Source organism: Streptomyces sp. NPDC085931, assembly GCF_044540565.1.
GTDB lineage: Bacteria > Actinomycetota > Actinomycetes > Streptomycetales > Streptomycetaceae > Streptomyces.
In genome coordinates this window covers 228,126-253,684 of the sequence record NZ_JBITSK010000005.1, presented here as the reverse complement: position 1 = coordinate 253,684, position 25,559 = coordinate 228,126, and the positions used below count along the sequence as shown (strand labels likewise).

The 25,559-nt window shown below is 72.5% G+C and carries 23 protein-coding genes; 13 read left to right on the top strand and 10 right to left on the bottom strand.

What is annotated here, in order from left to right:
* Nucleotides 1-33 precede the first annotated feature (33 nt).
* The gene (locus tag ACIGAN_RS12360; protein WP_351364635.1) at nucleotides 34-510 is read left to right on the top strand and encodes a MarR family winged helix-turn-helix transcriptional regulator; all 477 of its coding nucleotides are present in this window, start codon (nucleotides 34-36) and stop codon (nucleotides 508-510) included.
* Between the two features lie 10 nt (nucleotides 511-520).
* On the opposite strand, the gene ACIGAN_RS12355 is transcribed toward ACIGAN_RS12360, so the two are convergent.
* A complete protein-coding gene (locus ACIGAN_RS12355) occupies nucleotides 521-1,921 on the bottom strand; it encodes a sensor histidine kinase (protein WP_365097691.1) in 1,401 nt (466 codons plus the stop codon).
* Complete coding sequence (locus ACIGAN_RS12350; RefSeq protein ID WP_365097689.1) at nucleotides 1,918-2,586, bottom strand: response regulator transcription factor; 669 nt, start codon at nucleotides 2,584-2,586, stop codon at nucleotides 1,918-1,920. Before ACIGAN_RS12350 ends, ACIGAN_RS12355 begins: the two co-directional genes overlap by 4 nt.
* A gap of 116 nt (nucleotides 2,587-2,702) precedes the next feature.
* Between ACIGAN_RS12350 and ACIGAN_RS12345 the strand changes: the two genes are divergently transcribed.
* Nucleotides 2,703-3,356: a PepSY domain-containing protein gene (locus ACIGAN_RS12345; RefSeq protein ID WP_399857030.1), complete on the top strand. Its 654-nt coding sequence runs from the start codon at nucleotides 2,703-2,705 to the stop codon at nucleotides 3,354-3,356.
* A gap of 287 nt (nucleotides 3,357-3,643) precedes the next feature.
* Here the strand turns inward: ACIGAN_RS12345 and meaB are convergent, their stop codons facing one another.
* Both meaB and ACIGAN_RS12335 read right to left on the bottom strand, forming a co-directional pair.
* Nucleotides 3,644-4,600 (bottom strand): methylmalonyl Co-A mutase-associated GTPase MeaB, encoded by a 957-nt coding sequence (gene meaB, locus ACIGAN_RS12340; protein WP_365097685.1) that lies wholly within the window; start codon nucleotides 4,598-4,600, stop codon nucleotides 3,644-3,646.
* Nucleotides 4,601-4,639: 39 nt separating this feature from the next.
* Complete coding sequence (locus ACIGAN_RS12335; protein ID WP_309094255.1) at nucleotides 4,640-5,839, bottom strand: acetyl-CoA C-acetyltransferase; 1,200 nt, start codon at nucleotides 5,837-5,839, stop codon at nucleotides 4,640-4,642.
* 148 nt (nucleotides 5,840-5,987) lie between these two features.
* Between ACIGAN_RS12335 and mce the strand changes: the two genes are divergently transcribed.
* The 7 genes from mce to ACIGAN_RS12300 all read left to right on the top strand — a co-directional run bounded on the left by mce (nucleotide 5,988) and on the right by ACIGAN_RS12300 (nucleotide 15,950).
* Nucleotides 5,988-6,428: a methylmalonyl-CoA epimerase gene (gene mce / locus ACIGAN_RS12330; RefSeq protein ID WP_094055890.1), complete on the top strand. Its 441-nt coding sequence runs from the start codon at nucleotides 5,988-5,990 to the stop codon at nucleotides 6,426-6,428.
* A 232-nt stretch (nucleotides 6,429-6,660) separates the two neighbouring features.
* Nucleotides 6,661-10,608 carry a polarized growth protein Scy gene (scy, locus tag ACIGAN_RS12325; RefSeq protein ID WP_399857027.1) on the top strand — a complete coding sequence of 1,316 codons (3,948 nt, stop codon included), beginning with the start codon at nucleotides 6,661-6,663 and terminating at the stop codon, nucleotides 10,606-10,608.
* Nucleotides 10,609-10,792: 184 nt separating this feature from the next.
* Nucleotides 10,793-11,728, top strand: coding sequence for a cellulose-binding protein (locus tag ACIGAN_RS12320; RefSeq protein WP_309094258.1), 936 nt, complete (start codon nucleotides 10,793-10,795; stop codon nucleotides 11,726-11,728).
* 86 nt (nucleotides 11,729-11,814) lie between these two features.
* The gene (locus tag ACIGAN_RS12315; protein ID WP_399857025.1) at nucleotides 11,815-12,783 is read left to right on the top strand and encodes an ABC transporter ATP-binding protein; all 969 of its coding nucleotides are present in this window, start codon (nucleotides 11,815-11,817) and stop codon (nucleotides 12,781-12,783) included.
* A 2-nt stretch (nucleotides 12,784-12,785) separates the two neighbouring features.
* Nucleotides 12,786-13,556, top strand: a complete 771-nt coding sequence (locus tag ACIGAN_RS12310) for an ABC transporter permease (protein ID WP_399857023.1) — start codon at nucleotides 12,786-12,788, stop codon at nucleotides 13,554-13,556.
* A gap of 121 nt (nucleotides 13,557-13,677) precedes the next feature.
* The gene (locus ACIGAN_RS12305; protein ID WP_399857021.1) at nucleotides 13,678-15,081 is read left to right on the top strand and encodes an ABC transporter ATP-binding protein; all 1,404 of its coding nucleotides are present in this window, start codon (nucleotides 13,678-13,680) and stop codon (nucleotides 15,079-15,081) included.
* Nucleotides 15,078-15,950: an ABC transporter permease subunit gene (locus ACIGAN_RS12300; RefSeq protein WP_365745174.1), complete on the top strand. Its 873-nt coding sequence runs from the start codon at nucleotides 15,078-15,080 to the stop codon at nucleotides 15,948-15,950. Before ACIGAN_RS12305 ends, ACIGAN_RS12300 begins: the two co-directional genes overlap by 4 nt.
* Before the next feature lie 6 nt (nucleotides 15,951-15,956).
* Here ACIGAN_RS12300 and ACIGAN_RS12295 read toward each other — a convergent pair whose 3' ends face one another.
* Nucleotides 15,957-16,286, bottom strand: a complete 330-nt coding sequence (locus ACIGAN_RS12295; RefSeq protein ID WP_365745172.1) for an ATP/GTP-binding protein — start codon at nucleotides 16,284-16,286, stop codon at nucleotides 15,957-15,959.
* A 284-nt stretch (nucleotides 16,287-16,570) separates the two neighbouring features.
* Here ACIGAN_RS12295 and ACIGAN_RS12290 point away from each other — a divergent pair, with 284 nt between their 5' ends.
* The gene (locus ACIGAN_RS12290) at nucleotides 16,571-17,599 is read left to right on the top strand and encodes an LLM class flavin-dependent oxidoreductase (protein WP_399857018.1); all 1,029 of its coding nucleotides are present in this window, start codon (nucleotides 16,571-16,573) and stop codon (nucleotides 17,597-17,599) included.
* 84 nt (nucleotides 17,600-17,683) lie between these two features.
* Here the strand turns inward: ACIGAN_RS12290 and ACIGAN_RS12285 are convergent, their stop codons facing one another.
* Complete coding sequence (locus ACIGAN_RS12285; RefSeq protein WP_311679350.1) at nucleotides 17,684-18,076, bottom strand: SCO5389 family protein; 393 nt, start codon at nucleotides 18,074-18,076, stop codon at nucleotides 17,684-17,686.
* A 252-nt stretch (nucleotides 18,077-18,328) separates the two neighbouring features.
* Here ACIGAN_RS12285 and nucS point away from each other — a divergent pair, with 252 nt between their 5' ends.
* Nucleotides 18,329-19,000 (top strand): endonuclease NucS, encoded by a 672-nt coding sequence (nucS, locus tag ACIGAN_RS12280; protein WP_365099908.1) that lies wholly within the window; start codon nucleotides 18,329-18,331, stop codon nucleotides 18,998-19,000.
* Nucleotides 19,001-19,066: 66 nt separating this feature from the next.
* Here nucS and ACIGAN_RS12275 read toward each other — a convergent pair whose 3' ends face one another.
* From ACIGAN_RS12275 to ACIGAN_RS12260, 4 genes are all read right to left on the bottom strand, one after another.
* Nucleotides 19,067-21,571 (bottom strand): ATP-binding protein, encoded by a 2,505-nt coding sequence (locus tag ACIGAN_RS12275; RefSeq protein ID WP_399857016.1) that lies wholly within the window; start codon nucleotides 21,569-21,571, stop codon nucleotides 19,067-19,069.
* Nucleotides 21,572-21,837: 266 nt separating this feature from the next.
* On the bottom strand, nucleotides 21,838-22,161 hold the full coding sequence (locus ACIGAN_RS12270) for an STAS domain-containing protein (RefSeq protein WP_003993003.1): 324 nt from the start codon (nucleotides 22,159-22,161) through the stop codon (nucleotides 21,838-21,840).
* Nucleotides 22,162-22,311: 150 nt separating this feature from the next.
* Nucleotides 22,312-23,160: a 3-hydroxyacyl-CoA dehydrogenase family protein gene (locus ACIGAN_RS12265; RefSeq protein ID WP_365087492.1), complete on the bottom strand. Its 849-nt coding sequence runs from the start codon at nucleotides 23,158-23,160 to the stop codon at nucleotides 22,312-22,314.
* A gap of 126 nt (nucleotides 23,161-23,286) precedes the next feature.
* A complete protein-coding gene (locus ACIGAN_RS12260; RefSeq protein WP_365087494.1) occupies nucleotides 23,287-23,928 on the bottom strand; it encodes a TetR/AcrR family transcriptional regulator in 642 nt (213 codons plus the stop codon).
* Between the two features lie 81 nt (nucleotides 23,929-24,009).
* Between ACIGAN_RS12260 and ACIGAN_RS12255 the strand changes: the two genes are divergently transcribed.
* Nucleotides 24,010-24,792 carry an ABC transporter ATP-binding protein gene (locus ACIGAN_RS12255; protein ID WP_399857013.1) on the top strand — a complete coding sequence of 261 codons (783 nt, stop codon included), beginning with the start codon at nucleotides 24,010-24,012 and terminating at the stop codon, nucleotides 24,790-24,792.
* A 10-nt stretch (nucleotides 24,793-24,802) separates the two neighbouring features.
* The gene (locus ACIGAN_RS12250; RefSeq protein WP_365745160.1) at nucleotides 24,803-25,552 is read left to right on the top strand and encodes an ABC transporter permease; all 750 of its coding nucleotides are present in this window, start codon (nucleotides 24,803-24,805) and stop codon (nucleotides 25,550-25,552) included.
* Nucleotides 25,553-25,559: the final 7 nt, after the last annotated feature.

The following is a 25,559-nucleotide window of genomic DNA, read 5'->3' as shown; positions in this document are numbered from 1 at the left end:
TTCGCCTTTCAACCTTTTAGGTAGACTTCATTCATGGAGACCGAGACGGCCACCCGCTGGCTGACCGATGCGGAGCAGTGCGCTTGGCGCACCCACCTGGAGGTCAACAGGCTGTTGACGTACCAGCTCGAGAAGGACCTGCAGCCGTTCGGCCTGACGATGAACGACTACGAGATCCTGGTGAATCTCTCCGAGTCCGAGGATCTGCGGATGCGGATGAGCGACCTCGCCTCCGCCACCCTCCAGTCCAAGAGCCGCCTCTCGCACCAGATCACGCGCATGGAGAACGCGAACCTGGTCCGGCGCGAGAACTGCGAGTCGGACCGCCGGGGCCTCTACGCGGTCCTCACCGACCACGGCATGGCGACGATGCAGAAGGTCGCGCCGCACCACGTGGCGTCCGTGCGCAGGCACTTCATCGACCTGCTGTCCCCCGAGGCCCTGACGGAGCTCGACAAGGCCCTCAAGCCCATCGCGGAGCACCTGCGCGGCCAGCGCGGACGCCCGTGACCGCGGTCCGCTAGACGAGCGGCAGGCGGAGTTCGAACAGGGCTCCGCCTGCGGGCCCCTGCCCGGCCGTGAGCGTGCCGCCGTGCCGTACGGCGACGTCCCGGGCGATGGCGAGCCCCAGCCCGGCACCGCCGTCGTCGCGGCTGCGGGCGGCGTCCAGCCGGACGAACCGTTCGAAGATCCGCTCCCGGTCGGCCTCCGGCACCCCGTCCCCGTCGTCGGCCACCCCGACCACGGCGCGGTCGCCCTCCCGCCGCACGCTCACCGTCACGGCCGACCGGGCGTGCCGCTGGGCGTTGTCCAGCAGGTTGGCGAGCACCCGCCCGAGCTGCCCCCGCGACCCGGCCACCTCGACCGGTTCCGCCGCCACGGTCACCCCGGTCCGCCCCTCGGCCTCCTCCCGGGCGAGCCCGGCGAGGTCGACCCGTGTGTCGTTGGGACGCTCCCCCGCGTCCAGCCGGGCCAGCAGCAGCAGGTCGGCGGCGAGCCGCTGCAGCCGGACGGTGTCCTCCACCGCCCCGTCGAGGTCCAGCAGCTCGGGATGGGCGGCGGCCACCTCCAGCTGGGTGCGCAGCGAGGCGATCGGGCTGCGCAGCTCGTGGGAGGCGTCCGCCACGAACCGCCGCTGCCGCTCCACGGACGTCTCCAGCGCCGCCAGCGTCTCGTTGGTGGTGCTGGCGAGCCGCGCGATCTCGTCGTGCGTGTCCGGCTCCGGCACGCGCCGGGCGAGGTCCTCCGACCGGGTGATCGCGGCCATCTCGCGCCGGATGCCCTCCACCGGCCGCAGGGCCCGCCGGGTGACCAGCCAGGTCACGCCCGCGACGACGCCGAGCAGCAGCGGGAAGCCGATCAGCATCACGGTCAGCGCGGTCCGCACGGCCCCGTGCTCGGCGGCCAGCGGCGCACCGGCGAAGACCGTGAGGTGTCCCCGGTCGGATGTCTCCACCTCCACGGCGGCGAACCGGTAGTCCTCCGTGTCCCCGTCGACCGTCGCCGACCCGTTGCGGAAGACGCTCTCGCCGGAGATCTCGCCGGGTTCCAGGCTCTCGTCGCCGGAGTCGTCCTCGTCCCCGCCCGGCGCCGCGGTCCGCTGCGCCCGGACCCGGTCGCTGTCCGTGCCGCTGATCCGCTCCAGGTCCTCGCTGACCGCGACCAGCCGCCCGTCCTCGTCGAGGACCTGCACCGGCCCGATGTCCCCGTCCAGCCCCGAGAGCTTGTCGTACGGCGTCCCGGCCGCGAGTTCCGAGGCGACGGCCCGCGCGGAGCGCTCCGCCTGGGTGCCGGCCTCGCCCATCAGGTTGGACCGCAGGGACAGCAGCACGGCGGCGCCGGCCGCGACCAGGGCCACCGCGACGACCAGCGTGGCACCGAGTGTGGCCCGCGCCCGGACGGACCCGAACAGCCGCCTCACGGCGAGGTCTCCAGCCGGTACCCGGCGCCGCGCACGGTCCGGATCAGCCCCGGCCGCAGCTTGCGCCGCAGGGTGCTGACGTACACCTCGACGATGTTCGGATCGCCCTCGTACGCGAAGTCCCAGACGTGCTCCAGGATCTCGGACTTGGACACCACCTCGCCGGCCCGCAGCACGAGCTGCTCCAGCACGGAGAACTCCTTGGCCGTCAGGGTGATCTCCTCCTCGCCGAGGAACACCCGGCGGGCCGCGGTGTCCACCTTCAGGTCCCCGTGCACATGCACCGGCGAGGCCCCCGCCCCCTGCCCGCGCCGCCGCAGCAGGGCCTTGACCCGGGCGACGAGCACGACGTACGAGAACGGCTTGGTCAGGTAGTCGTCCGCGCCCGTGTCGAGGCCCTCGGCCTCGTCGTACTCGCCGTCCTTGGCGGTCAGCATCAAGATCGGCACCTCGTGCCCGGCGGCGCGCAGGGCGGCGCAGACCCGGTAGCCGTTGAGCCCGGGCAGCATGATGTCCAGGACGACCAGGTCGTACGTACCCTCCGAGGCCCGGTGCAGCCCCTCCCGCCCGTCGTGGACGACGTCCACGGCGTACCCCTCGGCCGTCAGGCCCCTGGCCAGCGACAGAGCCAGCCGCTTCTCGTCCTCCACGATCAACAGGCGCATGAGTCAAGAGTCGCAAAGGGAACCTGAAGATCCCTTCAGGGGCCTTCAGGTTCCACTCAGCCTCCGTCCGCCAGAGTCGAAGACATCGAAAACGAAACGACTCGGGAGGAACCCGCATGAAGCGCAACATCGTGATCGCCGCTGTGACCGCCGCCGCGCTGATCGGAGGCGGTACGGCCACGGCCCTCGCGACCACGGGAGACGACGAGCGTCCGGCGCGGCAGGCGGCCGACACCCGGCTGACGGGCGACGACGCCCGGGACGACCAGGACGACCGGGACGACCAGGACGACCAGGACGACCAGGACGACGCCGAACGGGTCGCCTCCGCCGACGTCACCGCGCCCGAGGCGATCGCCTCCGCGCTGAAGCACACCTCGGGTACGGCCGTCTCCGCCGAGCTGGACGACGAGGACGACGGCGGCAAGGTGGTCTGGAAGGTCGACGTCCTGTCCGGCGACACCTGGCGCAGCGTGAGCGTCGACCCGTCGAACGGGAAGGTGCTCGGCTCGCACGCCGACGACGAGGACGACACGGCGCAGGTGCGGGCGGCGCTGAAGGGGGCCTCGGTGACGGCCGAGGAGGCCGCGAAGGCCGCGGCCGGCAAGGGCGTGGTGACCTCCGTCGGCCTCGACGAGGACGGCAAGGACAAGTCCTGGGAGGCCGAGACCCGTACGTCCGGCGGCGCCGAGCAGGACTGGACGATCGACCTGACGTCGGGCAAGGTCACGGCGGACCGTACCGATGCCCAGGACGACGACCAGGACTGACCTCCAACTGCCAGGTCTCAACCGCCCCGGCGTCCGTGCTGACGCCGGGGCGTCGCGCAACCCGGCGCAGCGGGCGGACCCGCACCCGCCGTACTACGGAAGGGGACGAGTCGGGGGGTGTCCGCCCGCAGCGGTTGGCGCGTCAACACCAGTGAGTCGGTGTCTCACCCCATCGCGCCGTTCCGAGGACGGACACCCCCCGGCGCGGCCCCGACCCCCCACCGGCGAGCGGCGAAGAACGCGCACCCCACCCGGCAGTCACGGGCCGCCGCAGGCACCGCCCGCCCTCAGCCCTGCGTCAACCCCGCCACCAGTTCGTCAGCCGCCCGATACGGATCCAGCTCCCCCGCCACGATCCGCTCCGCCAGCGCACCCAGGCGCCGGTCCCCGTGCAGGTCCCCGATCCGCTCCCGCAGCGCCGTCACCGCGATCGTCTCGACCTCGCGCGACGCCCGGGACGTCCGCCGCTCCGCCAGGACGCCCCGCTCCTCCATCCAGGCCCGGTGCTTCTCCAGCGCCTCGACGACCTCGTCCACGCCCTCGCCCCGCGCGGCGACGGTCTTCACGATCGGGGGACGCCAGTCGCCCGGCCCCCGCGCCTCCCCCAGCCCCAGCATGTGGTTCAGCTCGCGGGCCGTCGCGTCGGCCCCGTCCCGGTCCGCCTTGTTGACGACGTACACGTCCCCGATCTCCAGGATCCCGGCCTTGGCCGCCTGGATCCCGTCCCCCATTCCCGGCGCCAGCAGCACCACGGACGTGTCGGCCTGCGAGGCGATCTCCACCTCGGACTGCCCGACCCCCACCGTCTCGACGAGGATCACGTCGCAGCCGGCCGCGTCCAGCACCCGGATCGCCTGGGGAGCGGCCCAGGCCAGCCCGCCCAGGTGCCCGCGCGTGGCCATCGAGCGGATGTACACGCCCGGGTCGGACGCGTGCTCCGACATCCGCACCCGGTCCCCGAGCAGCGCGCCGCCGGAGAACGGGGACGACGGGTCGACGGCGAGCACGCCGACCCGCTTGCCCTGCTTGCGGTAGGCGGTGACCAGCGCCGAGGTCGACGTCGACTTGCCGACCCCGGGCGACCCGGTCAGCCCCACCACGTACGCCCCGCCGGTCAGCGGCGCCAGCGCCGCCATGACCTCACGCAGCTGCGGGGACGCCCCCTCCACCAGCGAGATCAGCCGGGCGACGGCCCGCGGCCGCCCCTGTCTGGCCTGGGCCACCAGCGTGGAGACGTCCTGCATCACAGCTCCGTTCTCACAAGGCGATCAGTGGACCGCCGGTCAGGCCTTCGGTACCCGGACGATCAGCGCGTCACCCTGACCGCCGCCACCGCACAGCGCGGCCGCGCCGACGCCACCGCCCCGCCGCTTCAGCTCCAGCGCCAGATGCAGCACGAGCCGCGCACCGGACATCCCGATCGGGTGACCCAGGGCAATGGCACCACCGTTGACATTCACCTTTTCGGTGGACACGCCGAGGTCCTTCATGGACTGCACGGCCACCGCCGCGAACGCCTCGTTGATCTCGATGAGGTCGAGGTCGGAGACCTCCAGCCCCTCCTTCTTCAGCGCGTGCCGGATCGCGTTGGACGGCTGCGACTGCAGCGAGTTGTCCGGCCCGGCCACGTTCCCGTGCGCCCCGATCTCGGCGATCCACTCCAGGCCGAGCTCCTGCGCCTTGGCCTTACTCATCACGACCACGGCGGCGGCGCCGTCGGAGATCTGCGAGGCGGAACCGGCCGTGATCGTGCCGTCCTTGGAGAACGCCGGCCGCAGCTTGCCGAGCGACTCCGCGGTGGTGTCGCCGCGAATGCCCTCGTCCTTGCTGAACAGCACCGGGTCGCCCTTGCGCTGCGGGATCTCCACGGGCGTGATCTCGGCCTCGAACAGGCCGTTCTTCTGCGCGGCGGCGGCCCGCTGGTGCGACAGCGCGGCGATCTCGTCCTGCTCGGCCCGGCCGATGCCCAGGCGCGTGTTGTGCTTCTCCGTCGACTCGCCCATGGCGATGCCCTCGAAGGAGTCGGTCAGACCGTCGTGGGCCATGGCGTCGAGCATCTGGACCGCGCCGTACTTGAAGCCCTCGCGGGACTTGGGCAGCAGGTGCGGGGCGTTGGTCATGGACTCCTGGCCGCCGGCGACGATCACGTCGAACTCGCCCGCGCGGATGAGCTGGTCGGCGAGGGCGATCGCGTCGAGGCCGGACAGGCAGACCTTGTTGATGGTCAGCGCCGGGACGTTCATCGGGATGCCGGCCTTGACCGCGGCCTGGCGTGCCGGGATCTGCCCGGCCCCGGCCTGGAGCACCTGGCCCATGATCACGTACTGCACCTGGTCGCCGCCGATCCCCGCACGGTCGAGGGCGGCCTTGATCGCGAAGCCGCCGAGGTCGGCTCCGGAGAAGGACTTCAGGGAGCCCAGCAGCCGTCCCATGGGCGTACGCGCGCCCGAGACGATGACCGAGCTGGTCGTTGCAGAAGACATGAGCTGCGATCCCCTTACCGGCTGCACAGCCGAGGAGTGAACGAGGGTTTACTTCGAATGTACTGAGTGGCACTCCGTGCCGTCATCGGGCTGTCGGTGTGATCGCGCGCACGTTGCGTAACCACCCCGGGGGCGCTGCACTGAACTCATGCTGACGCGAATCGACCACATCGGAATCGCCTGTTTCGACCTCGACAAGACCGTCGAGTTCTACCGTGCCACCTACGGCTTCGAGGTGTTCCACTCCGAGGTCAACGAGGAGCAGGGCGTGCGCGAGGCCATGCTCAAGATCAACGAGACGTCCGACGGCGGCGCCTCCTACCTGCAGCTTCTCGAACCGACCCGCGAGGACTCCACGGTCGCGAAGTGGCTGGCGAAGAACGGCGAGGGCGTCCACCACATCGCCTTCGGCACGGCGGACGTGGACGCGGAGTCCGCGGACATCCGCGACAAGGGCGTCCGCGTGCTGTACGAAGAGCCCCGACGCGGTTCCATGGGGTCACGGATCACCTTCCTGCACCCCAAGGACTGTCATGGCGTACTGACAGAACTGGTCACTTCGGCGCCTGTTGAGTCACCTGAGCACTGACCCTCGTACATAGGGGCCGGTAGGGTTGGGTGCGGTCGCCGCTCAGCCAGGGTGACCGCGGTCCCGCCGTGCGACGGCAGGACCACCGGGGTCCGGGTTTCGGGGGACGAGCGCCGGGGCAGCAGCCTCTGCTCCGCCGATGATCTGACACCATTCCCCGGGGGCCCCGTTCGGCGGATGGACGGAGCTCGTTCGGAAAGAGTTGCGACCAGGGGACGGATGGGACCGCGCAGTGCGGGGCTACGAGAGCCAGGAGCGAGAGCCGGCGGCTGACGTCGACCACCTCTCTCGGTTCGAAGCCGAGATGAAGCGGCTGAAGACCGAACGGGAAAAGGCGATCCAGCACGCCGAGGACCTCGGCTACCAGGTCGAGGTGCTGCGCGCCAAGCTGCACGAGGCGCGGCGCACCATCATGTCCCGGCCCTCCTTCGACGGCGGCGACATCGGCTGGCAGGCCGAGCAGTTGCTGCGCAACGCGCAGATGCAGGCCGACCAGATCCGCGCGGACGCCGACCGCGAGCTGAGCGAGGCCCGGGCCCAGACCCAGCGGATCCTCCAGGAGCACGCCGAGCAGGCGGCGCGCCTCCAGGCGGAGCTGCACCAGGAGGCGGTGACCCGCCGCCAGCAGCTGGACCAGGAGCTGGCCGAGCGCCGCCAGACGGTCGAGTCGCACGTCAACGAGAACGTGGCGTGGGCCGAGCAGCTGCGCGCCCGCACCGAGCAGCAGGCGCGCCGGCTGCTGGAGGAGTCCCGGGCCGAGGCCGAGCAGGCCCTGGCCACCGCCCGCGCGGAGGCCGAGCGGCTGGCCACCGAGGCCCGGCAGCGGCTGACGAACGCGGCCGAGGAGGCGCGGGCCGAGGCCGAGCAGATCCTGCGGCGCGCCCGCACGGACGCCGAACGGCTGCTGAACGCCGCCTCCACGCAGGCCCAGGAGGCCACCGACCACGCCGAGCAGCTGCGCACGTCCACCGTCTCGGAGTCCGAGTCGGCGCGCCGCCGCGCCCAGGAGCTGAGCAGGGCCGCCGAGCAGCGGATGGCCGAGGCCGAGGAGGCGCTGCGCAAGGCGCAGGCCGAGTCGGAGAAGCTGGTCGCCGAGGCCAAGGAGGCCGCCGCCAAGGCATTGGCGAGCGCCGAGGCCGCCAACGAGACGCGTACGCGCACGGCCAAGGAGCAGGTCGCCCGGCTGGTCGAGGAGGCCACGAAGGAGGCCGAGAGCACCAAGTCCGAGGCCGAGCAGATCGTCGCGGACGCCCGCGCCGAGGCCGAGAAGATCGTCGCCGAGGCCGCCGAGAAGGCCCGCACGCTCACCGCCGAGGAGACCGCGACCCAGCTGTCCAAGGCGGCCCGGACGGCCGAGGAGGTCCTCAACAAGGCGTCGGAGGACGCCAAGAAGACCACCAAGGCCGCCGCCGAGGAGGCCGAGCGGATCCGCAAGGAGGCCGAGGCCGAGGCGGACCGGCTGCGCGCCGAGGCGCACGACATCGCCGAGCAGCTCAAGGGCGCGGCGAAGGACGACACCAAGGAGTACCGCGCCAAGACGGTCGAGCTGCAGGAGGAGGCCCGCCGGCTGCGCGGCGAGGCCGAGCAGCTGCGGGCGGACGCCGTCGAGGAGGGCGAGAAGATCCGCGCCGAGGCCCGCAAGGAGGCCGTGGCGCAGATCGAGGAGGCGGCGAAGTCCGCCGAGGAGCTGCTCGCCAAGGCCAAGGCGGACGCGGACGAGCTGCGCACGACGGCCCAGACGGACAGCGAGAAGGTCCGCACCGAGGCCATCGAGCGGGCGACCACGCTGCGCCGGCAGGCCGAGGAGACCCTCCAGCGCACCCGGCAGGAGGCCGAGCGGCACCGCGAGGAGGTCGTCGAGCAGGCCGAGGCCCTCAAGGCGGAGGCCGAGCGCGCGGCGCGCGAGCTGCACGAGGAGACCGAGCGGGCCGTGGAGGCCCGGCGCGCGGAGGCCGCCGAGGAGCTGCGGCGCCTCCAGGCGGAGGCGGAGGAGCGGCTGACGGCGGCCGAGCAGGCGCTGTCGGACGCCCGGGAGGAGGCCGCGCGGATCCGCCGCGAGGCCGCCGAGGAGAACGAGCGGCTGCGCGCCGAGGCCGCCGAGCGGATCCGCACGCTCCAGCAGCAGGCCGAGGCCGAGGCCGAGCGGCTGCGCGACGAGGCCGCGTCGGACGCGTCCGCGGCGCGGGCCGAGGGCGAGGCCGTCGCCGTCCGGCTGCGCTCGGAGGCCGCGGCCGAGGCCGAGCGGCTGAGGTCGGAGGCGCAGGAGAGCGCCGACCGGATGCGCGCGGAGGCCCAGGCCGCCGCCGAGCGCCTCGCCACGGAGGCCTCCGAGACGCTGGCCGCCGCGCAGGAGGAGGCCAACCGGCGCCGCCGCGAGGCCGAGGAGGTCCTGGGCAGCGCCCGGCAGGAGGCCGACCAGGAGCGCGAGCGGGCCCGGGAGCAGAGCGAGGAGCTGCTGGCCTCGGCGCGCAAGCGCGTGGAGGAGGCGCAGACCGAGGCCGTCCGGCTGGTCGAGGAGGCCGACCGGCGCGCCACGGAGACGGTGTCGGCGGCCGAGCAGCACGCGCAGCAGGTCCGGGACTCCGTCGCCGGGCTGCACGAGCAGGCGCAGGAGGAGATCGCCGGGCTGCGCTCCGCCGCCGAGCACGCGGCGGACCGTACGCGCAGGGAGGCGCAGGAGGAGGCGGACCGGGTACGCTCCGACGCCTACGCCGAGCGCGAGCGGGCGAGCGAGGACGCGGGCCGGCTGCGCCGCGAGGCCCACGAGGAGTCCGAGGCGGCCAAGGCGCTCGCCGAGCGGACGATGTCCGAGGCGATCGCGGAGGCGGAGCGGATCCGCACCGAGGTCGCCGAGCACGCTCAGCGGGTGCGCACGGAGGCGTCGGACACGATCGCCGAGGCCGAGCAGAGCGCCTCGCGCACCCGGGCGGACGCCCGCGAGGACGCCAACCGCATCCGGTCGGACGCGGCGGCGCAGGCGGACGCCCTGATCACGGAGGCGCGCAGCGAGGCGGAGCGGCTCACCACCGAGACGGTCCAGGAGACCGACCGGCTGCGGATGGAGACGGTCACCGAGGCCGAGCGGGTCCGCACGGAGGCCCTCTCCGAGGCCGAGCGCGTCCGCTCCGAGGCGGCCGCGGAGGCCGAGCGGCTGCGGGCGGAGTCGGTCGCCACGGCCGACCAGCTGGTCGGGGAGGCCACCGGCGAGGCGGAGCGGCTGCGGGCCGAGGCCGCCGAGACGGTCGGTTCGGCGCAGCAGCACGCGGAGCGGGTCCGCTCCGAGGCCGAGCGCGTCAAGGCCGACGCTCAGGCGGAGGCGGAGCGGCTCGTCGCCACTGCGCGCGAGGAGGCCGACCGCACCCTGGACGAGGCCCGCAAGGACGCCAACAAGCGGCGTTCGGAGGCGGCCGAGCAGGTCGACAAGCTCATCACGGAGACCACGGCCGAGGCGGACAAGCTGCTCACCGAGGCGCAGCAGCAGGCGCACAAGACCACCGCGGAGGCCGAGGCGCAGGCCGACACGATGGTGGGCGCGGCCCGTACGGAGGCCGACCGGATCGTCTCCGAGGCGACGGTCGAGGGCAACTCCCTGGTGGAGAAGGCCCGTACGGACGCGGACGAGCTGCTGGTCGGTGCGCGCCGGGACGCCACGCAGATAAGGGAGCGCGCCGAGGAGCTGCGCGACCGCATCACCGCAGAGATCGAGGAGCTGCACGAGCGGGCCCGCCGGGAGTCGGCCGAGGCGATGAAGACGGCGGGCGACCGCTGCGACGCGCTGGTCAAGGCGGCCGAGGAGCAGCTCGCCAAGGCGCAGGCGAAGGCCAAGGAGATCGTCTCGGAGGCCAACTCGGAGGCGGGCAAGGTCCGCATCGCCGCGGTGAAGAAGGCGGAAGGGCTCCTCAAGGAGGCCGAGCAGAAGAAGAACACGCTCGTCCGGGAGGCCGAGGAGCTGAAGGCCGAGGCGATCCGCGAGGCCAAGCGCACGGTCGAGGAGGGCAAGCGCGAGCTGGAGGTCCTGGTCCGGCGCCGCGAGGACATCAACGCCGAGATCTCCCGTGTCCAGGACGTGCTGGAGGCGTTGGAGTCCTTCGAGGCCCCGCCCGCCGCCAAGGACGGCGGGGTCAAGGCGGGCGCGACGGTCGGCGCACCCCGATCGGGTGGCAAGGGCTCGGAAAGCTAGCGAAGTGGGGCGAATCCGGTGTGGACTGAGGGGCTTTGACCAAGACTTTGGCAAGCAGTCCGACGGTCAGCCACCCAAAAGGGGTGTCATTTTCCAGATCAAACGCGCATCCGCTCGATGACACACCGTTTCGGCCCCTAGGATTCCACCTATCACCTCACCGGTCTCATTCGACAGGAACCCCATGAGCGACACTTCCCCCTACGGCTTCGAGCTTGTGCGGCGTGGGTACGACCGCGCTCAGGTGGACGAACGTATCTCCAAGCTCGTCTCCGACCGTGACAGCGCTCTCGCCCGCATCACCGCTCTGGAAAAGCGCATCGAAGAGCTCCACCTCGAGACGCAGAACGCCCAGGCCCAGATCACCGACGCCGAGCCGTCGTACGCGGGTCTCGGCGCGCGCGTGGAGAAGATCCTCCGCCTCGCCGAGGAAGAGGCGAAGGACCTGCGCGAGGAGGCCCGGCGCGCGGCGGAGCAGCACCGCGAGCTCGCCGAGTCGGCGGCCCAGCAGGTGCGCAACGACGCCGAGTCGTACTCCGCGGAGCGCAAGGCGAAGGCCGAGGACGAGGGCCTGCGGATCGTCGAGAAGGCCAAGAGTGACGCCGCGCAGCTGCGGGCCGAGGCGCAGAAGGACGCGCAGTCCAAGCGCGAGGAGGCGGACGCCCTCTTCGAGGAGACCCGCGCCAAGGCCGCGCAGGCCGCCGCCGACTTCGAGACGAACCTCGCCAAGCGCCGCGAGCAGTCCGAGCGCGACCTGGCCTCCCGGCAGGCCAAGGCCGAGAAGCGCCTCGCCGAGATCGAGCACCGCGCCGAGCAGCTGCGCCTGGAGGCCGAGAAGCTCCGCACGGACGCCGAGCGCCGCGCCCGCCAGACGGTGGAGACGGCCCAGCGCCAGGCCGAGGACATCGTGGCCGACGCCAACGCCAAGGCCGACCGCATCCGTTCGGAATCCGAGCGCGAGCTGGCCGCCCTCACCAACCGCCGCGACAGCATCAACGCGCAGCTGACGAACGTCCGCGAGATGCTCGCGACGCTCACCGGCGCCGCGGTGGCCGCCGCCGGCACGCCGACCGAGGACGAGCCGATCTCCCGCGGGGTGCCGGCCCAGCAGTCCCGGTAACAGCCCGGCATACGGAGTCTGAACCTCCGCAAAGCCCTCTGCCGCTCGGGTGGCAGAGGGCTTTGTCCCGTTCTAGCGTGGCGGGCATGATTGAGCTGGCGGGGCTGACCAAGCGGTACGGCGAGAAGGTGGCGGTCAACAACCTGTCCTTCACCGTCAGACCGGGCATCGTCACCGGCTTCCTCGGGCCGAACGGCGCGGGCAAGTCCACGACCATGCGGATGATCCTGGGTCTCGACCACCCGACCGCCGGCGACGTCCGCATCGACGGCAAGCGCTACCACCAGCTCAAGGACCCGCTGACGTACATCGGCGCCCTGCTGGAGGCCAAGGCCTGGCACGGCGGGCGCAGCGCCTACAACCACCTGCTGTGCCTGGCGCAGAGCAACGGCATCCCGCGCCGCCGGGTGGGCGAGGTGCTGGAGACGGTCGGGCTGACGGCGGTCGCGAAGAAGAAGACCAAGGGCTTCTCCATGGGCATGGGGCAGCGGCTGGGCATCGCGGCCGCGCTGCTCGGCGACCCGCGGATCCTGATGTTCGACGAGCCGGTCAACGGCCTGGACCCCGAGGGCATCCACTGGATCCGCACGCTGATGAAGTCGCTGGCCGCGCAGGGCCGGACCGTGTTCGTCTCCTCCCACCTGATGAGCGAGATGGCCCTGACGGCCGATCACCTGGTCGTCATCGGGCAGGGGCGGCTGCTGGCGGACACCTCCATGGCCGACTTCATCGCGCGCAACTCGCGCTCGTACGTCCGGGTGCGCAGCCCGCAGCGGGAGCGGCTGCTGGATGTGCTGCACCAGGCGGGGGTGGCCGTCGTGGAGAGCGCGGAGGGCGTGCTGGAGGTGGACGGCGACAAGGCCGAGCACATCGGCGAGCTGGCGGCGCGGCACGGGATCACGCTGCACGAGCTGAGCCCGCAACAGGCCTCGCTGGAGGAGGCGTTCATGCGGCTGACGGCGGAGTCGGTGGAGTACCACGCCCACAGCGGGACGAGCGCCGGGCCGCCACCACCGCAGCAGCAGCAGTGGGGCGACGGCTGGAAGAGGGGCTGAGCATGGCGGTGACCCAGGTCGTACGGTCGGAGTGGACCAAGATCCGGTCGGTGGCGTCCACAGTGTGGACCCTGTCGCTGGTGGTGGTCGTGACGGTCGCGCTCGGCATGCTGATCTCGGCCCTGTCGAAGAACGAGTTCGACTCGATGAACGCGCAGGACCGGGCGGAGTTCGATGCGACGTTCATCAGCTTCGCGGGGATGAGTCTCGGCCAGCTCGCGATGATCGTGTTCGGGGTGCTGGTCGTCTCCAACGAGTACAGCACGGGCATGATCCGCACCTCGCTGGCCGCCGTGCCGCAGCGCGGCTCCTTCCTGTTCAGCAAGATCGCGGTCGCCACGGCGCTGGCGCTGCTGGTCGGGCTGGTCACCAGCTTCGCCGCCTTCTTCCTGGGGCAGGCGATGCTGGGCGAGCACCGGGCGGAGATCGGCGACCCGGGGGTGCTGCGGGCGGTGCTCGGCGGCGGCCTCTACATGACGCTGATCGCGATGTTCTCCATGGGTGTCGCCGCGATGCTGCGCTCGCCGATGCTGTCGCTGGGCATCCTGATGCCGTTCTTCTTCCTCATCTCCAACATCCTGGGCAACGTCGACGCCACGAAGAAGGTCGGCCGGTTCCTGCCCGACCAGGCCGGCAGCAGGATCATGCAGGTGGTCCCGCCCCTCGACGACGACACCCCGTACGGGCCGTGGGGCGGCCTGGGGATCATGGGGCTGTGGGTGCTCGCGGCGCTCGTCGGCGGCTACGTACTGCTGAAGAAGCGGGACGCCTAGGGAGACGCGCTCGCCCGGTCTTTTACCTGCTCTTGGGTGGAACCGTCAGCGCCTCGATATCCTCCTAACCCTTACGGGGGCGTGTGCCCCGCTGTCCTGAACCTTGCGATGGGTGCGGAGCATGATCGAAGCAGTCGGCCTGACGAAGCGCTACGGCGACAAGACCGCTGTGTACAACCTTTCCTTCCAGGTGCGGCCGGGCGCCGTCACGGGCTTCCTCGGGCCGAACGGTTCGGGCAAGTCGACGACGATGCGGATGATCCTCGGCCTGGACAACCCGACGGCCGGGCGGGTGACGATCGGCGGTTATCCGTACCGCAAGCTGCCCAACGCCGCCCGCCAGGTCGGTGCCCTGCTGGACGCCAAGGCCGTGCACGGCGGCCGCTCCGCCCGCAACCACCTGCTCTCCCTGGCCCAGCTGTCGGGCATCCCGGCCCGGCGGGTGGACGAGGTGCTCGGGGTGGTCGGTCTGCAGGACGTGGCCAAGCGGCGGTCCAAGGGCTTCTCGCTCGGCATGGGGCAGCGGCTCGGCATCGCCGCGGCGCTGCTCGGCGACCCGCAGGTGCTGCTGTTCGACGAGCCGGTCAACGGTCTCGACCCCGAGGGCATCCTGTGGGTGCGGAACCTGATGAAGGCGCTCGCCGCGGAGGGCCGGACGGTCTTCGTCTCCTCCCACCTGATGAGCGAAATGGCCCTGACCGCCGACCACCTCATCGTCATCGGGCGCGGCCAGCTGCTCGCCGACATGAGCGTCACGGACTTCATCTCGGCGAACTCCGCGGACTTCGCGCGGGTGCGCACGCCGGACTCCGAGCCGCAGCAGCGGGAGAAGCTGTCGTCGGCGCTCACCGAGGCGGGCGGGCACGTGCTGCCGGAGCTGGACGGCGCGCTGCGCGTCACGGGCCTGCCGCTGCCGCGCATCAGCGACATCGCGCACGACGCCGACGTCCGGCTGTGGGAGCTGTCGCCGCACCAGGCCTCGCTGGAGGAGGCGTACATGCGGATGACGCAGGGCGCGGTCGACTACCGCTCCACCATCGACCAGAAGGAAGGCCTGCAGCAGCCGCTGCCGCCCGGTGTGCAGCCGCCGATGCCGGTGCCCGGCCAGGGCCAGCCCGGCTGGTACGCCCCGCCGCCGCCCCAGCAGGGCGGGCAGCCGTTCCCGATGCCGCCGCAGGGCGCGCCCGGTCCGGCCCCGGCGGGACCGTACGGCGCCGCCCAGGGCCCCTCCGGGCCGGGCGGCCCCAACCCCTACGCCCAGCCCGCGCCCCAGACGCCCCCGGCGCCGCAGAACGCGCCCCAGGGCGCCCCGCGGCCAGCCGCGCAGGGCGGGGCCGACCGGCCGGCCGCCGCGCCCGCGCAGCCCGCGCCGCAGGCCCCCGCGGGGCAGGCCCCCGCCGCCGGCGCCGCGTCCGCACCGCAGGAGCCCGCGGCGCCCGAGGCGCCCGCGCCCCAGCCGGCCGCCGCCCCGTCCGCCCCCGCCGCCCCGACCGCCGACCTGACCAAGCCCGAGGACGCCCGATGAGCAGCCCCCAGCCCCAGATGCCGCAGGCCGCGCCCGCCTGGCAGGCGGCGCCCGGCACCTCGTTCCCGTCCGGCTACACCTCGCCGATCCCGGTCGTGCGCACGCACCTGGGGAACGCCATCGCGTCCGAGTGGACGAAGATCCGGTCGGTGCGCTCCACCCTGTGGACGCTCGGCGTGTTCGTCCTGCTCGTCCTCGGCATCGGCACGCTGACCGGCGTCGTGGTGGCCGAGTCCGACCCGGCCCTGGGCGGCGAGAGCCCGCTCGGCCTGGGCTTCTTCGGGCTGCTGCTGGGCAGCATGTGCATCATCACGCTGGGCGTGCTGACCACGGCCTCGGAGTACGGCACGGGCATGATCCGCACCACGATGGTCGCCTGCCCGAGCCGCGGCCGGGTGCTGGCGGCCAAGGCCGTGGTGTTCTTCCTGGTCGCGTTCGTCGTGACGCTGGTGTCGACGTCCCTCGTGGCCGTCCTGCACGTGGCGATGCTGGAGGGCGACGGCGCCAGGTCCCCCTCGGGCGGCGAGTGGCTGAAGGCCACGGTCGGCATCGCCGCCTACATCGCGCTGCTGGGCCTGCTCTCGCTGGCCGTCGGCTCCATCATCCGGCACTCGGCGGGCGCGATCACCATCATGATCGGCGCCGTCCTGGCCCCCCTGGTGATCGCGCTGTTCATGTTCTCGGAGTCGCTGCAGGGCGTGCGGGACGCGCTGTTCGAGTACTCGATCCCGAACCAGCTCAGCGTCTTCTACGCCAACTCCCTCAGCACGTCCGGCCCGTCCGGCTGGGACCCGCTGTGGATCATGCTCGGCGTCACGGCCGTCGCCTTCGCCGCCGCCTTCGCGCTGCTGGAGAAGCGGGACGTCTGAGCCGGCTCAGAACCTCGGCGCGTTACGGGACCGCTGCACCCCCGGGGTGCGGCGGTCCCGCGCGTTCCAGCAGGCCTTGTGCCAGTGCCGTCTGTCGTCGACGCCCGCGTGCTCGGCCCAGGCCACCACGTGCGGCACCCCGTCGGGGATCATCTGGTCGCAGCCGGGGCAGCGGTACGACTTGCCCTGCGCGCTGGCGCCGGCCACGTGCCGCACGCTCCAGTTCTCGCCCCGCCAGGGCTCCGAGGACTGCCAGCCGCCGTAGCGGCCGCTGTCGTCCTCAAAAGTCCGGCCGGACGATCCGGCGCCCTTGGGTCGGTTGCGACGCGGGGACACGGGACACCTCTCGGGGCTATACAGGAAGCGGGCCGTGTCCAGCCTACGCGGCGCTGGGCGGGGTACGCGTACAGGCACCAATCCCCACAAGTCCCTCCCGGGCGAGGCGGGCTCCCCGGGCCCGCCCGCGGGGACCGGCCCGGCTCTCCCCCGGGATTCCTCGCGGAGCGCCGCATTCTGCAGACAATCCGCAAAATGCCCCGACCGGCCGTGTCCTCGGCACGTGTCAGACGGTTATGCCCTGTGGGGGAGCTCCGTGTCGGAGCCAAGGAAGCAGGAAAGCAATGCGCGTTGGAAGTTTCGTGTTGGCAGCCCAGTTCCCCGGTCAGGGCGAGGGAGAGGCGCTGCACCGCGCGGTCCGCTCGGCCGAGGTGGCCGAGGAGGCCGGGCTCGACACGGTCTGGCTGGCCGAGCACCACTTCGTGCCGTACGGCACATGCCCGTCGGCGATCACCCTGGCCGCCTTCCTGCTGGGCCGCACCCGCCGCATCCGGGTCGGTACGGCGGTCAGCGTGCTGCCCACCGTCCACCCCGTGGCCCTCGGCGAGCAGGCGGCGCTGCTGCACCACACGAGCGGCGGCCGTTTCACGCTCGGTGTCGGGCGCGGCGGCCCGTGGGTCGACCTGGAGGTGTTCGGCGCGGGCCTGGAGGCCTACGAGAAGGGGTTCCCCGAGTCCCTGGACGTCCTGCGGCGGTGGCTGCGCGAGCCGTCCGTGGCGGCCGACGGGGAGCGCTTCCGCTTCCGTGAAGTCCCGGTGGTGCCCCGGCCGTCGGAGGCGCTCACCGAGGTGGCGGGCCCCGAGCTGGTCGTGGCGTGCACGTCCCCGGCGAGCGTGCGGCTGGCGGCCGAGCGCGGGCTGTCGATGCTCCTCGGGATGCACGTGGGGGACGAGGAGAAGGCGGAGATGGTCGCCCTGTGGCGGCAGCACGCGCGGGCGTCCGGGCGGCCGGCCGAGGAGATCCACGGCGCGTCCCATGTCTCGGCCGGTGTCTGCCAGATCGCGGACCGCAGGGCCGACGCGGCGGAGACGCTGCTGAAGGCGATGCCGGGCTGGCTGAAGCAGGGCCTTCAGGCGCATGTCACGGTCGACGGGCGCACGCGCCGGATGCGCGACCCGCTGGCGTACACCGAACTGCTCTGCGGGCTGCACCCGGTGGGTACGCCGCGGCTGTGCGCCGACCGGCTGGCGGCGACCAGCGAGCGGACCGGCATCTCCCGCTTCGCGCTGCTCGTCGAGGGCTCCGGGGACCTGGCGGCGACCGAGGAGAACGTACGGCGGCTGGGGGCCGAGGTGCTCCCCCAACTGGTCTGAGCGGGCGGTGACTTCCTGGGGGCTTGCCGCTCCGGTACAGAACTGCACCTCCCGCGTACGGAGCGGCAAGCAAGCGGCGCCGCGTCAGCAGTCCCGGAACTCGGGCGACTGGTTCAGCACCTGACTGCGGACCGAGGTGAAGCGGGTCAGCGTCTCGTCGACCGAGGAGTCAAGCGGGAACACGGCCACCCGGTGGCAGTTCTGGAAGGCCAGGCGAACACCGAAGTGCCGTTGCAGCGCGCCGCGTATCGCGTCACTCGCAAGTGCACGCAGCAGCTGACCGCGTGCCTGCTCGTCCGGCGGGGGCGTCTGGTTGTCGGCGAAAGCGCCGCCGTCCACCTTCAGCTGGGCCACCAGGGAGCTGATCATCTCCCACGCATAGGGCAGGGAGGTCCGGACGCAGTCGACGAATTCCGCTTCGTCGACCTCGCCTCGCTCGGCCTGTTCGAGTAGGGCCGGTGAGACGTCGAGCGACATGAGTTCTCCTCTCGCACCCCCAAGGAGCAGGGGTTGCCTGACAGATGAGGGAGAGCGCGATACCGGACACGCTGCGTACACGCACCGCGACCTCCCGTTCATACGGTAAGCAACGGCTGGGGGCGGCACCAGGAAAATGCGCAGATGAGACACTCCCACTGAGCACACCGTGCACACAATCGGCCATTACCGAACACGTGTTTTCCAGGGCGAATCGCGTGGACCCACGCCCGTCGAGTAGCGTTGCCGACCATGCGTCTCGTCATTGCCCGCTGCTCCGTGGACTACGCCGGGCGGCTCACCGCCCACCTTCCCTCGGCCCCGCGCCTGATCCTGGTGAAGGCGGACGGCAGCGTCTCGATCCACGCCGACGACCGGGCCTACAAGCCCCTGAACTGGATGTCGCCGCCCTGCACGCTGAAGGAGGGCACCGGCGAGGATGAGGGCGTCTGGACCGTCATCAACAAGGCGGGCGAGAAGCTCATCATCACGATGGAGGAAGTCCTCCACGACTCCTCGCACGAACTGGGCGTCGATCCGGGCCTGATCAAGGACGGCGTGGAAGCGCACCTGCAGGAGCTGCTCGCCGACCGCATCGAGACACTCGGCGAGGGCTACACGCTCATCCGCCGCGAGTACCCGACGGCCATCGGCCCGGTGGACATCCTGTGCCGGGACGCCGACGGGAAGACCGTCGCGGTGGAGATCAAGCGGCGCGGCGAGATCGACGGCGTGGAGCAGCTGACGCGCTATCTGGAGCTGCTCAACCGCGATCCCCGTCTCGCCCCGGTCCGCGGCATCTTCGCGGCCCAGGAGATCAAGCCCCAGGCCCGCGTCCTCGCGACCGACCGGGGCATCGGCTGCCAGGTCCTCGACTACGACGCCCTGCGCGGCATCGAGGACGACAAGCTGCGCCTGTTCTGACCGCCGTCCACGACGAACGGGGCCGGGTCCGCCGCGCGGACCCGGCCCCGTTCGTGTGCCGAGGCGTCAGATCACCGACGGGGAGCCGCTCGGCGCCCCCGGGCCGCTCTCCGGCGCGCTCGCCGAGGTGCTGGCGGGGGCGCTGGAGGCCGGGCCGCTCGCCGAGTCCGACGTGGACGGCGAGGACGGCGGGTCGGAGGTCGGGGGCTCCGACGTGGGCGGCTCGGAGGTCGGCGGCTCCGACGTGGGCGGCTTGGACGTCGTCGGCGGCTTGGACGTCGTCGGCGGCTTCGACGAGGACGGCGGCCTGGACGAGGACGGGGGCCTGGAGGACGACGGCGAATCCGACGGCGAGGCGGAGCCGCTGGGGTCCGCCGAGCCGCTCGGGGAGCCGGTCGGGGTCGGATCGTCGGACGTGCCGAGGGTGCCGTCCGGGCCCGGGTCGGTCGGGCGGCTGGTGGGTGCGCCGGGGCCGCTGTCGCCTTCGTTGGCCGCGGGGTCGGCGCCCAGGCTGCCGTCACCCGCGCCCTGGCTGGCCGAGGGGTTGACGCCGACCTGGTCGGACGGCGTGTTCGGCTCGTTGTCGGAGGTGGCGCCGAGCGTCACGACCGTGCCGAGCACGGCGACGAGCAGGGCACCCGCGCCGGCGGCCACGAGGTTGCGCCGGGCCAGTCCCTTGAGCCCGCCCCGGGCCTTGCGCGAGGGCGCGGGCGCACTGCGGTGGGTGACCAGGGCCGGGGTCGTGGGCGGCTGGAGCGTCGGGAAGGCGGCCGGAACGCCGGCGGAGGGCGACGCCGACTCCTCGTACCGGGCGTCGGGCACCTCCTCGGCCGCGGTGGGCCCCAGCGCGATCGGCGTGCCCGCGCGGTCGGCGACCAGGGCGAGGGCACGCCGGCCCGCGACCGTGCCGCGCTTGTCGGACAGGGCGCCGCGCAGGCCGATGGAGGCCTCCAGCTCGCTGCGGGCCCGGTCGAGGCTGCCGCCGCACAGGGCGAGGACGCCGAGCTCGTGGTGGAAGTAGGCCTCCTCGGCCACCTCTCCGGCCGACCGGGCGGCCTCGGCGCCGGCCCGCAGGGTCCGCTCCCAGGCGCTCCAGTGCAGTCCGGCGGCGAACGCGGGCGCGGCGGTGCGGGCCAGGTGCACGGCCGCGCTCTCCTCGCCCTCGGCGGCCGGGGTGGTGAGCGGCCCGAGCACGGTGAGGGCGGCGAGGAGCGCGTCCGCCTCGGCGCACACGCGCTCGGGGGTGACCGAGGGGTGCCCGGCCCACCAGGAGTAGTGCTGGGCGGCGCTGCGGGCCCGGGCCTCGGCCTCGTCGGCGTACCCGGCGGCCTCCAGCTGGGCGGGGACGCCCGCGGCGAGCCGGTAGCGGGAGCCGACCGCGGAGACCAGTCCGCAGGAGGCCAGTTCGCCGAGGGCGGCGTCCGCGTGGGTGTCGCCGACGAGGGCGGGCAGATGCGCCTGGTGCGGGATCTCGCCGTCGAGGGCGACGGCGAAGCGCAGGGTGGCCCGCGCGGAGGCGCTCAGCCGGGAGGCGAGCAGCGGCGCGGGCGCGGCGGCCTCGCCCAGCGAGGGCAGCGGTACGTCGTCCCCCAGGTCGTAGGCGTCCGCGGCGTCGGCCGGCGGGGCGTCCTCGAAGACGCCGAACTCGTCGACGGCGCCGGCGCCGGCGCGCAGCCGGTCGCGCTGCCGCAGCAGGGCACCGGCCTGGACGAAGCGCAGCGGCAGGCCCTCGGACTCGAACCAGAGGTCGCCCGCCCAGTTGGACTCCTCCTCGGTGAGGGGCCGGCCGACGGCGTGCTCCAGCAGATCGAGTCCGTCCGCCCGCTCCAGGCCGCCGAGGACGACCTCCTCGATCGCGGCCGCGGCGGACGGGGCGGGCACGTCCGGGGTGGCGCCGAGCAGGAAGGCGCACTCGGGGGTGGCGTCCAGCAGCTCGTCGAGCGCGGCTCCGCCGAACTGCAGGTCGTCCAGGACGACGACGGCGCCGATCTCCCCGAGGTGGGTGAGCAGTTCGTCCCGGTCCGGGCGGTGCAGGGGGGCGCTGTACACGGCGTGGAACAGGTCGTACAGCAGGTCCGCCGAGCCGCGGCCGAAGCCGTTGAGGCGGACCACCCCGTCGGGGGCGAGGTCCGCGCAGTCCTCCGCGACGAGGTCGAGCAGCCGCGTGCGGCCGGAGCCGGCCGGGCCGGTGAGGCGGACGGAGCGGCCGCGGGCGAGCAGGCGCACCAGCTGCTCGCGCTCGTCCTGCCGGGCGAGCAGCGGCAGGGCGGGCTGTGCGGGGCCGGCCGGGGCGGGCGGGCGGGCCGCGCGCTCGGCCTCGGCGCGCTCGGCCGCGGTGAGCTTCACGGGCCGGGCGGGCCGTTCGGCGGGCGGGCAGACTTCTATCTCGCTGCCGTCGACGGGGTTGACCGTCAGCAGGAAGTCGCCGGAGACGAGCTGCACCGTGCGGGCGAGCGCGGGCGCGTGCTGTGCGAAGTCGGGTGTGAGGGATTCCCGGGGCGGGCGCTGGCGCGGCCCCTGGCCGTCGCCTTCGTGGCCGTACTCCTCGGGTCCCCGGGTGTTCGGGTCCATAGGTCAAGCCCCCCAAAAGCGGGTGTGTGCTGTGAAAGCCCCTCCCGGCCTTGCTGCACACCGCGCTGTCGCTTCTGGTCCGGGCCCGCTCGAAGGGTGACAAGGCAGCGGGCAGCCGAACCTTAAACCTTCGCACAGTATCTACGACAGTCCGGGGTACCGCGCCGTCCGTAACGTCACGGTCTCGTGAGGATTGTGCGCGTCGCACGGTTCGACGACGTCCGTCCGGGTCTCCCCGGTCGCCCGGTTCACACCCGTACGCGGGGTCACACGCGGGGCAGTGTCTCCACCCCGATGCCCCCCTCGATCGCCAGGATCCGGTGCAGGCGGGTGGCCACCAGCAGGCGCTGCATCTGCGGCGGTACCCCGCGCAGCACCAGGCGCCGGCCGCAGCGGCCGGCCCGCCGGTGGGCACCCATGATCACGCCCAGGCCGGTGGCGTCCCAGGAGTCCAGTTCGGACAGGTCGAGCACGAGGTCGCCGACGCCGTCGTCGACGGCCGAGTGCAGGACCGTACGGGCGTCCGCCGCGCTCCGGACGTCGAGGCGGCCCCCGACGACCAGCTCGGCGTGGTCGCCCCTGATGTGCATATGCGCTCCCCGTGCGTGCGAATCGTGCTCCGCGTTCTGGTTTTGGGTGATGCAACCTCTGACTGTGTGGAGGAGTCAGAGGTTGCTTCCTGTAAGCGAACCGAGACCGAATTCACCCGGGGGTGTGATGCCCCCGGGGCATGTGCGGTTTCAGTGCTTGTAGAAGCCCTGCCCGCTCTTGCGTCCGATGTCACCGGCGTCAACCATCCGGCGCATCGACTCGGGAGCCGCGAACTTCTCGTCCTGGGACTCGGTGTAGATGTTGTCCGTGGCGTGCAGCAGGATGTCGACGCCCGTCAGGTCCGCCGTGGCCAGCGGTCCCATGGCGTGGCCGAAGCCCAGCTTGCAGGCCAGGTCGATGTCCTCGGCGCTGGCCACTCCGGACTCCTGCAGCTTCGCGGCCTCGACCACCAGCGCGCAGATGAGACGGGTCGTCACGAACCCGGCGACGTCGCGGTTGACGACGATGCAGGTCTTGCCGACCGACTCGGCGAACGCGCGGGCGGTGGCGAGGGTTTCGTCGCTGGTCTTGTGGCCGCGGACGAGTTCGCACAGCTGCATCATCGGCACCGGCGAGAAGAAGTGCGTGCCGACGACCCGCTCGGGACGCTCCGTCGCGGCCGCGATCTTGGTGATCGGGATGGCGGAGGTGTTGGAGGCGAGGATCGCCTCGTCCTTCACGATCTTGTCGAGCGCGCGGAAGATCTCGTGCTTGACTTCCAGCTTCTCGAACACGGCCTCGACGACGACGTCCGCGTCGGCCGCGGCGTCCAGGTCGGTGGTCGCGGTGATGCGGGCGAGCGCGGCGTCGGCGTCGTGCGCCTCCAGCCTGCCCTTGGCGACGAACTTGTCGTACGACGCCTTGATGCCGTCGGTGCCCCGCGTCAGCGCCTCGTCGGTGACGTCACGCAGGACGACGTCCCAGCCCGCCTGTGCGGAGACCTGGGCGATGCCGGATCCCATGAGGCCGGCTCCGATGACGGCGAGCTTCCGTGCCACTGTGCGACTCCCCTGACGCGCTGCTTGTGTCTGCCTCTCCGGCGGACACTAGCGGTCGTGAGGGCCCGTGTGACCAGTAAGTAATGCGCGTCACGTCTCACATGACGGACATCACACCGGCGAGGGTCATTCCGCGCCACGGACGGCGTAGTTGAGCACCTGCTCGCTCAACAGGCCCTCGATGTCGTCGAGGAGTCCGAGCATCTCCCGGGACACTTCGCCCGGATTGCGCCCCCGGGCCATCTCACGGCCGATCGAGGCGAAGAGGGTGCCGTGGACCCAGCAGATCTGACCGGCGATCAGCCCCGGCAGCGGGTCGCCGGCGGCGGCGCGGGTCTCCTCGCGCAGGGTCGCCTCCAGGTTCTCCTGGACCTCCTGCTGGATGCGCCACAGCCGGGAGCGGAGCGGGGGCGCCTCCTCGATGCACCGCATGAAGCGGTCGTAGCCCTCGATGAGACCCAGCCGGGGGGAGACGGCCTCGACCTCGGCGCGCAGTTCCCGCAGCACCGCCCGGGCGGCCGACTCCCCGGTGTCGCGGCCGCGCACCCAGCGGGAGAGGCGGTCGACGACCCCCTCGGAGCGGTCGAAGAAGAGGTCCTCCTTCGCCGGGAAGTAGTTGTAGACGGTGTTCACGGAGACGTCGGCCGCCTCCGCCACGTCCGCCATGGTCACGCTCATGAACCCACGCTCCAGGAACAGCCCGGTGGCGATGTCGGAGATGCGCTGCCTGGTCTCGCGCTTCTTCCGTTCCCTGAGCCCCTCAGCCATGCCCGCATCCTAGCCTTCCTTGGGGACTGCCAAATCTTGGGGGCATTGCAAAATTTAAGAGACTCTGTTTTTCTGGGCGGCATGGCAATCATCAGTACGGCCGGTCTGGCCCGTACCTTCCACACCAGGCGCGGCCCCGTCGAGGCCGTGCGCGGCATCGATCTGACCGTCCGCGAGGGCGAGATCCTCGGCTTCCTCGGCCCGAACGGCGCCGGCAAGACGACGACCCTGCGGATGCTGACCACCCTGCTGGAGCCGACCGGCGGCGCCGCCACCGTCGCGGGCCACGACCTGGCGACCGACCCGGCGGGAGTGCGCCGGGTCTGCGGTTACGTGGCCCAGTCCGGCGGCGTCGATCCGCAGATCAGCGTGCGCGAGGAGCTGATCACCCAGGGGCGTCTGTACCGGCTGAGCCGCGGGCGGGCCGCCGAGCGCGCCGGGGAACTGGCCGGTGAGCTGGGCCTGGCCGAACTGCTCGACCGCAGGTGCGGCGCGCTGTCCGGCGGCCAGCGGCGGCGGCTGGACATCGCGATGGCGCTCACCCACCGCCCGAAGGTGCTGTTCCTGGACGAGCCGACGACCGGGCTCGACCCGGGCAGCCGCGCCGGCCTGTGGGACCTGGTGCGGCGGCTGCGCGACGAGCACGGCACGACCGTGTTCCTGACCACCCACTACCTCGACGAGGCCGACGCCCTCTCCGACCGGCTGGTGATCGTCGACCGGGGCGTGGTCGCCGCCGAGGGCACCCCGAGCGCGCTGAAGCTGCGCTACGGCGGCTCGCTCGACGCCTCGCTGCACGACACGTTCCTCGCCGTCACCGGCCGCAGCGCCACGCCCGCCGACACCGCCCCCGTCGCCGTCTAGGAGGTCACCGATGCTGCTCCACGACACGGCCCTCGTCTACGGCCGCTATCTCCGCCAGTCCCTGCGCTCGCGCTTCGCGCTCCTCTTCGGCGTGCTGATGCCGCTGCTGTACCTGCTGTTCTTCGGTCCGCTGCTGACCGGGCTGCCGCTCGGTGAGCCGGGCAGCTCCTGGCAGGTGCTGGTCCCCGGGCTGCTGCTCCAACTGGGGTTGTTCGGGGCCTCGTTCGCGGGCTTCACGATCATCCTGGAGAAGGGGCAGGGGGTGGTCGAGCGGATGCGGGTGACCCCGGTCAGCCGGCTGGCCCTGCTGCTCGGACGGGTGCTGCGGGAAGCCACCGTCTTCGTCTTCCAGGCGGTGCTGCTGGTGCTGGCGGCGGTGGCGATGGGCCTGCGGGCGCCGCTCGCCGGCGTGCTGATCGGCTTCGGCTTCGTCGCGCTGCTCACCGTGTCGCTGTCCGCGCTGTCGTACGCGCTGGCGATGCGGCTGAGCACCCCGCAGGGGTTCGGCCCGGCGGTGAACGCGCTGACGATGCCCTCGATGCTGCTGTCCGGCCTGATGCTGCCGATGTCCCTGGGCCCGGCATGGCTGGACGTCCTGTCGCACCTGATGCCGTTCCGCTATCTGGTGGACGCGGTGCGCGACGCCTACGTCGGCAGTTACGCCACGGCCGACATGCTCTACGGGGTCCTGGTGGCCGTCGGCCTGACCGTGCTGTCCGTGACGGTGGGCACACGCGTGTTCCGATCGGCCGGGGCGTAACTACGCT

Coding starts and splice junctions, on each gene's coding strand:
- ACIGAN_RS12255 (WP_399857013.1), top strand. CDS start 24,010: ATGGCAATCATCAGTACGGCCGGTCTGGCCCGTACCTTCCACACCAGG.
- ACIGAN_RS12310 (WP_399857023.1), top strand. CDS start 12,786: ATGGCGGTGACCCAGGTCGTACGGTCGGAGTGGACCAAGATCCGGTCG.
- ACIGAN_RS12345 (WP_399857030.1), top strand. CDS start 2,703: ATGAAGCGCAACATCGTGATCGCCGCTGTGACCGCCGCCGCGCTGATC.
- ACIGAN_RS12250 (WP_365745160.1), top strand. CDS start 24,803: ATGCTGCTCCACGACACGGCCCTCGTCTACGGCCGCTATCTCCGCCAG.
- ACIGAN_RS12360 (WP_351364635.1), top strand. CDS start 34: ATGGAGACCGAGACGGCCACCCGCTGGCTGACCGATGCGGAGCAGTGC.
- ACIGAN_RS12300 (WP_365745174.1), top strand. CDS start 15,078: ATGAGCAGCCCCCAGCCCCAGATGCCGCAGGCCGCGCCCGCCTGGCAG.
- ACIGAN_RS12350 (WP_365097689.1), bottom strand. CDS start 2,586: ATGCGCCTGTTGATCGTGGAGGACGAGAAGCGGCTGGCTCTGTCGCTG.
- ACIGAN_RS12315 (WP_399857025.1), top strand. CDS start 11,815: ATGATTGAGCTGGCGGGGCTGACCAAGCGGTACGGCGAGAAGGTGGCG.
- ACIGAN_RS12320 (WP_309094258.1), top strand. CDS start 10,793: ATGAGCGACACTTCCCCCTACGGCTTCGAGCTTGTGCGGCGTGGGTAC.
- meaB (WP_365097685.1), bottom strand. CDS start 4,600: ATGCAGGACGTCTCCACGCTGGTGGCCCAGGCCAGACAGGGGCGGCCG.
- ACIGAN_RS12285 (WP_311679350.1), bottom strand. CDS start 18,076: ATGTCGCTCGACGTCTCACCGGCCCTACTCGAACAGGCCGAGCGAGGC.
- ACIGAN_RS12260 (WP_365087494.1), bottom strand. CDS start 23,928: ATGGCTGAGGGGCTCAGGGAACGGAAGAAGCGCGAGACCAGGCAGCGC.
- ACIGAN_RS12290 (WP_399857018.1), top strand. CDS start 16,571: ATGCGCGTTGGAAGTTTCGTGTTGGCAGCCCAGTTCCCCGGTCAGGGC.
- ACIGAN_RS12275 (WP_399857016.1), bottom strand. CDS start 21,571: ATGGACCCGAACACCCGGGGACCCGAGGAGTACGGCCACGAAGGCGAC.
- ACIGAN_RS12270 (WP_003993003.1), bottom strand. CDS start 22,161: ATGCACATCAGGGGCGACCACGCCGAGCTGGTCGTCGGGGGCCGCCTC.
- ACIGAN_RS12305 (WP_399857021.1), top strand. CDS start 13,678: ATGATCGAAGCAGTCGGCCTGACGAAGCGCTACGGCGACAAGACCGCT.
- mce (WP_094055890.1), top strand. CDS start 5,988: ATGCTGACGCGAATCGACCACATCGGAATCGCCTGTTTCGACCTCGAC.
- nucS (WP_365099908.1), top strand. CDS start 18,329: ATGCGTCTCGTCATTGCCCGCTGCTCCGTGGACTACGCCGGGCGGCTC.
- ACIGAN_RS12335 (WP_309094255.1), bottom strand. CDS start 5,839: ATGTCTTCTGCAACGACCAGCTCGGTCATCGTCTCGGGCGCGCGTACG.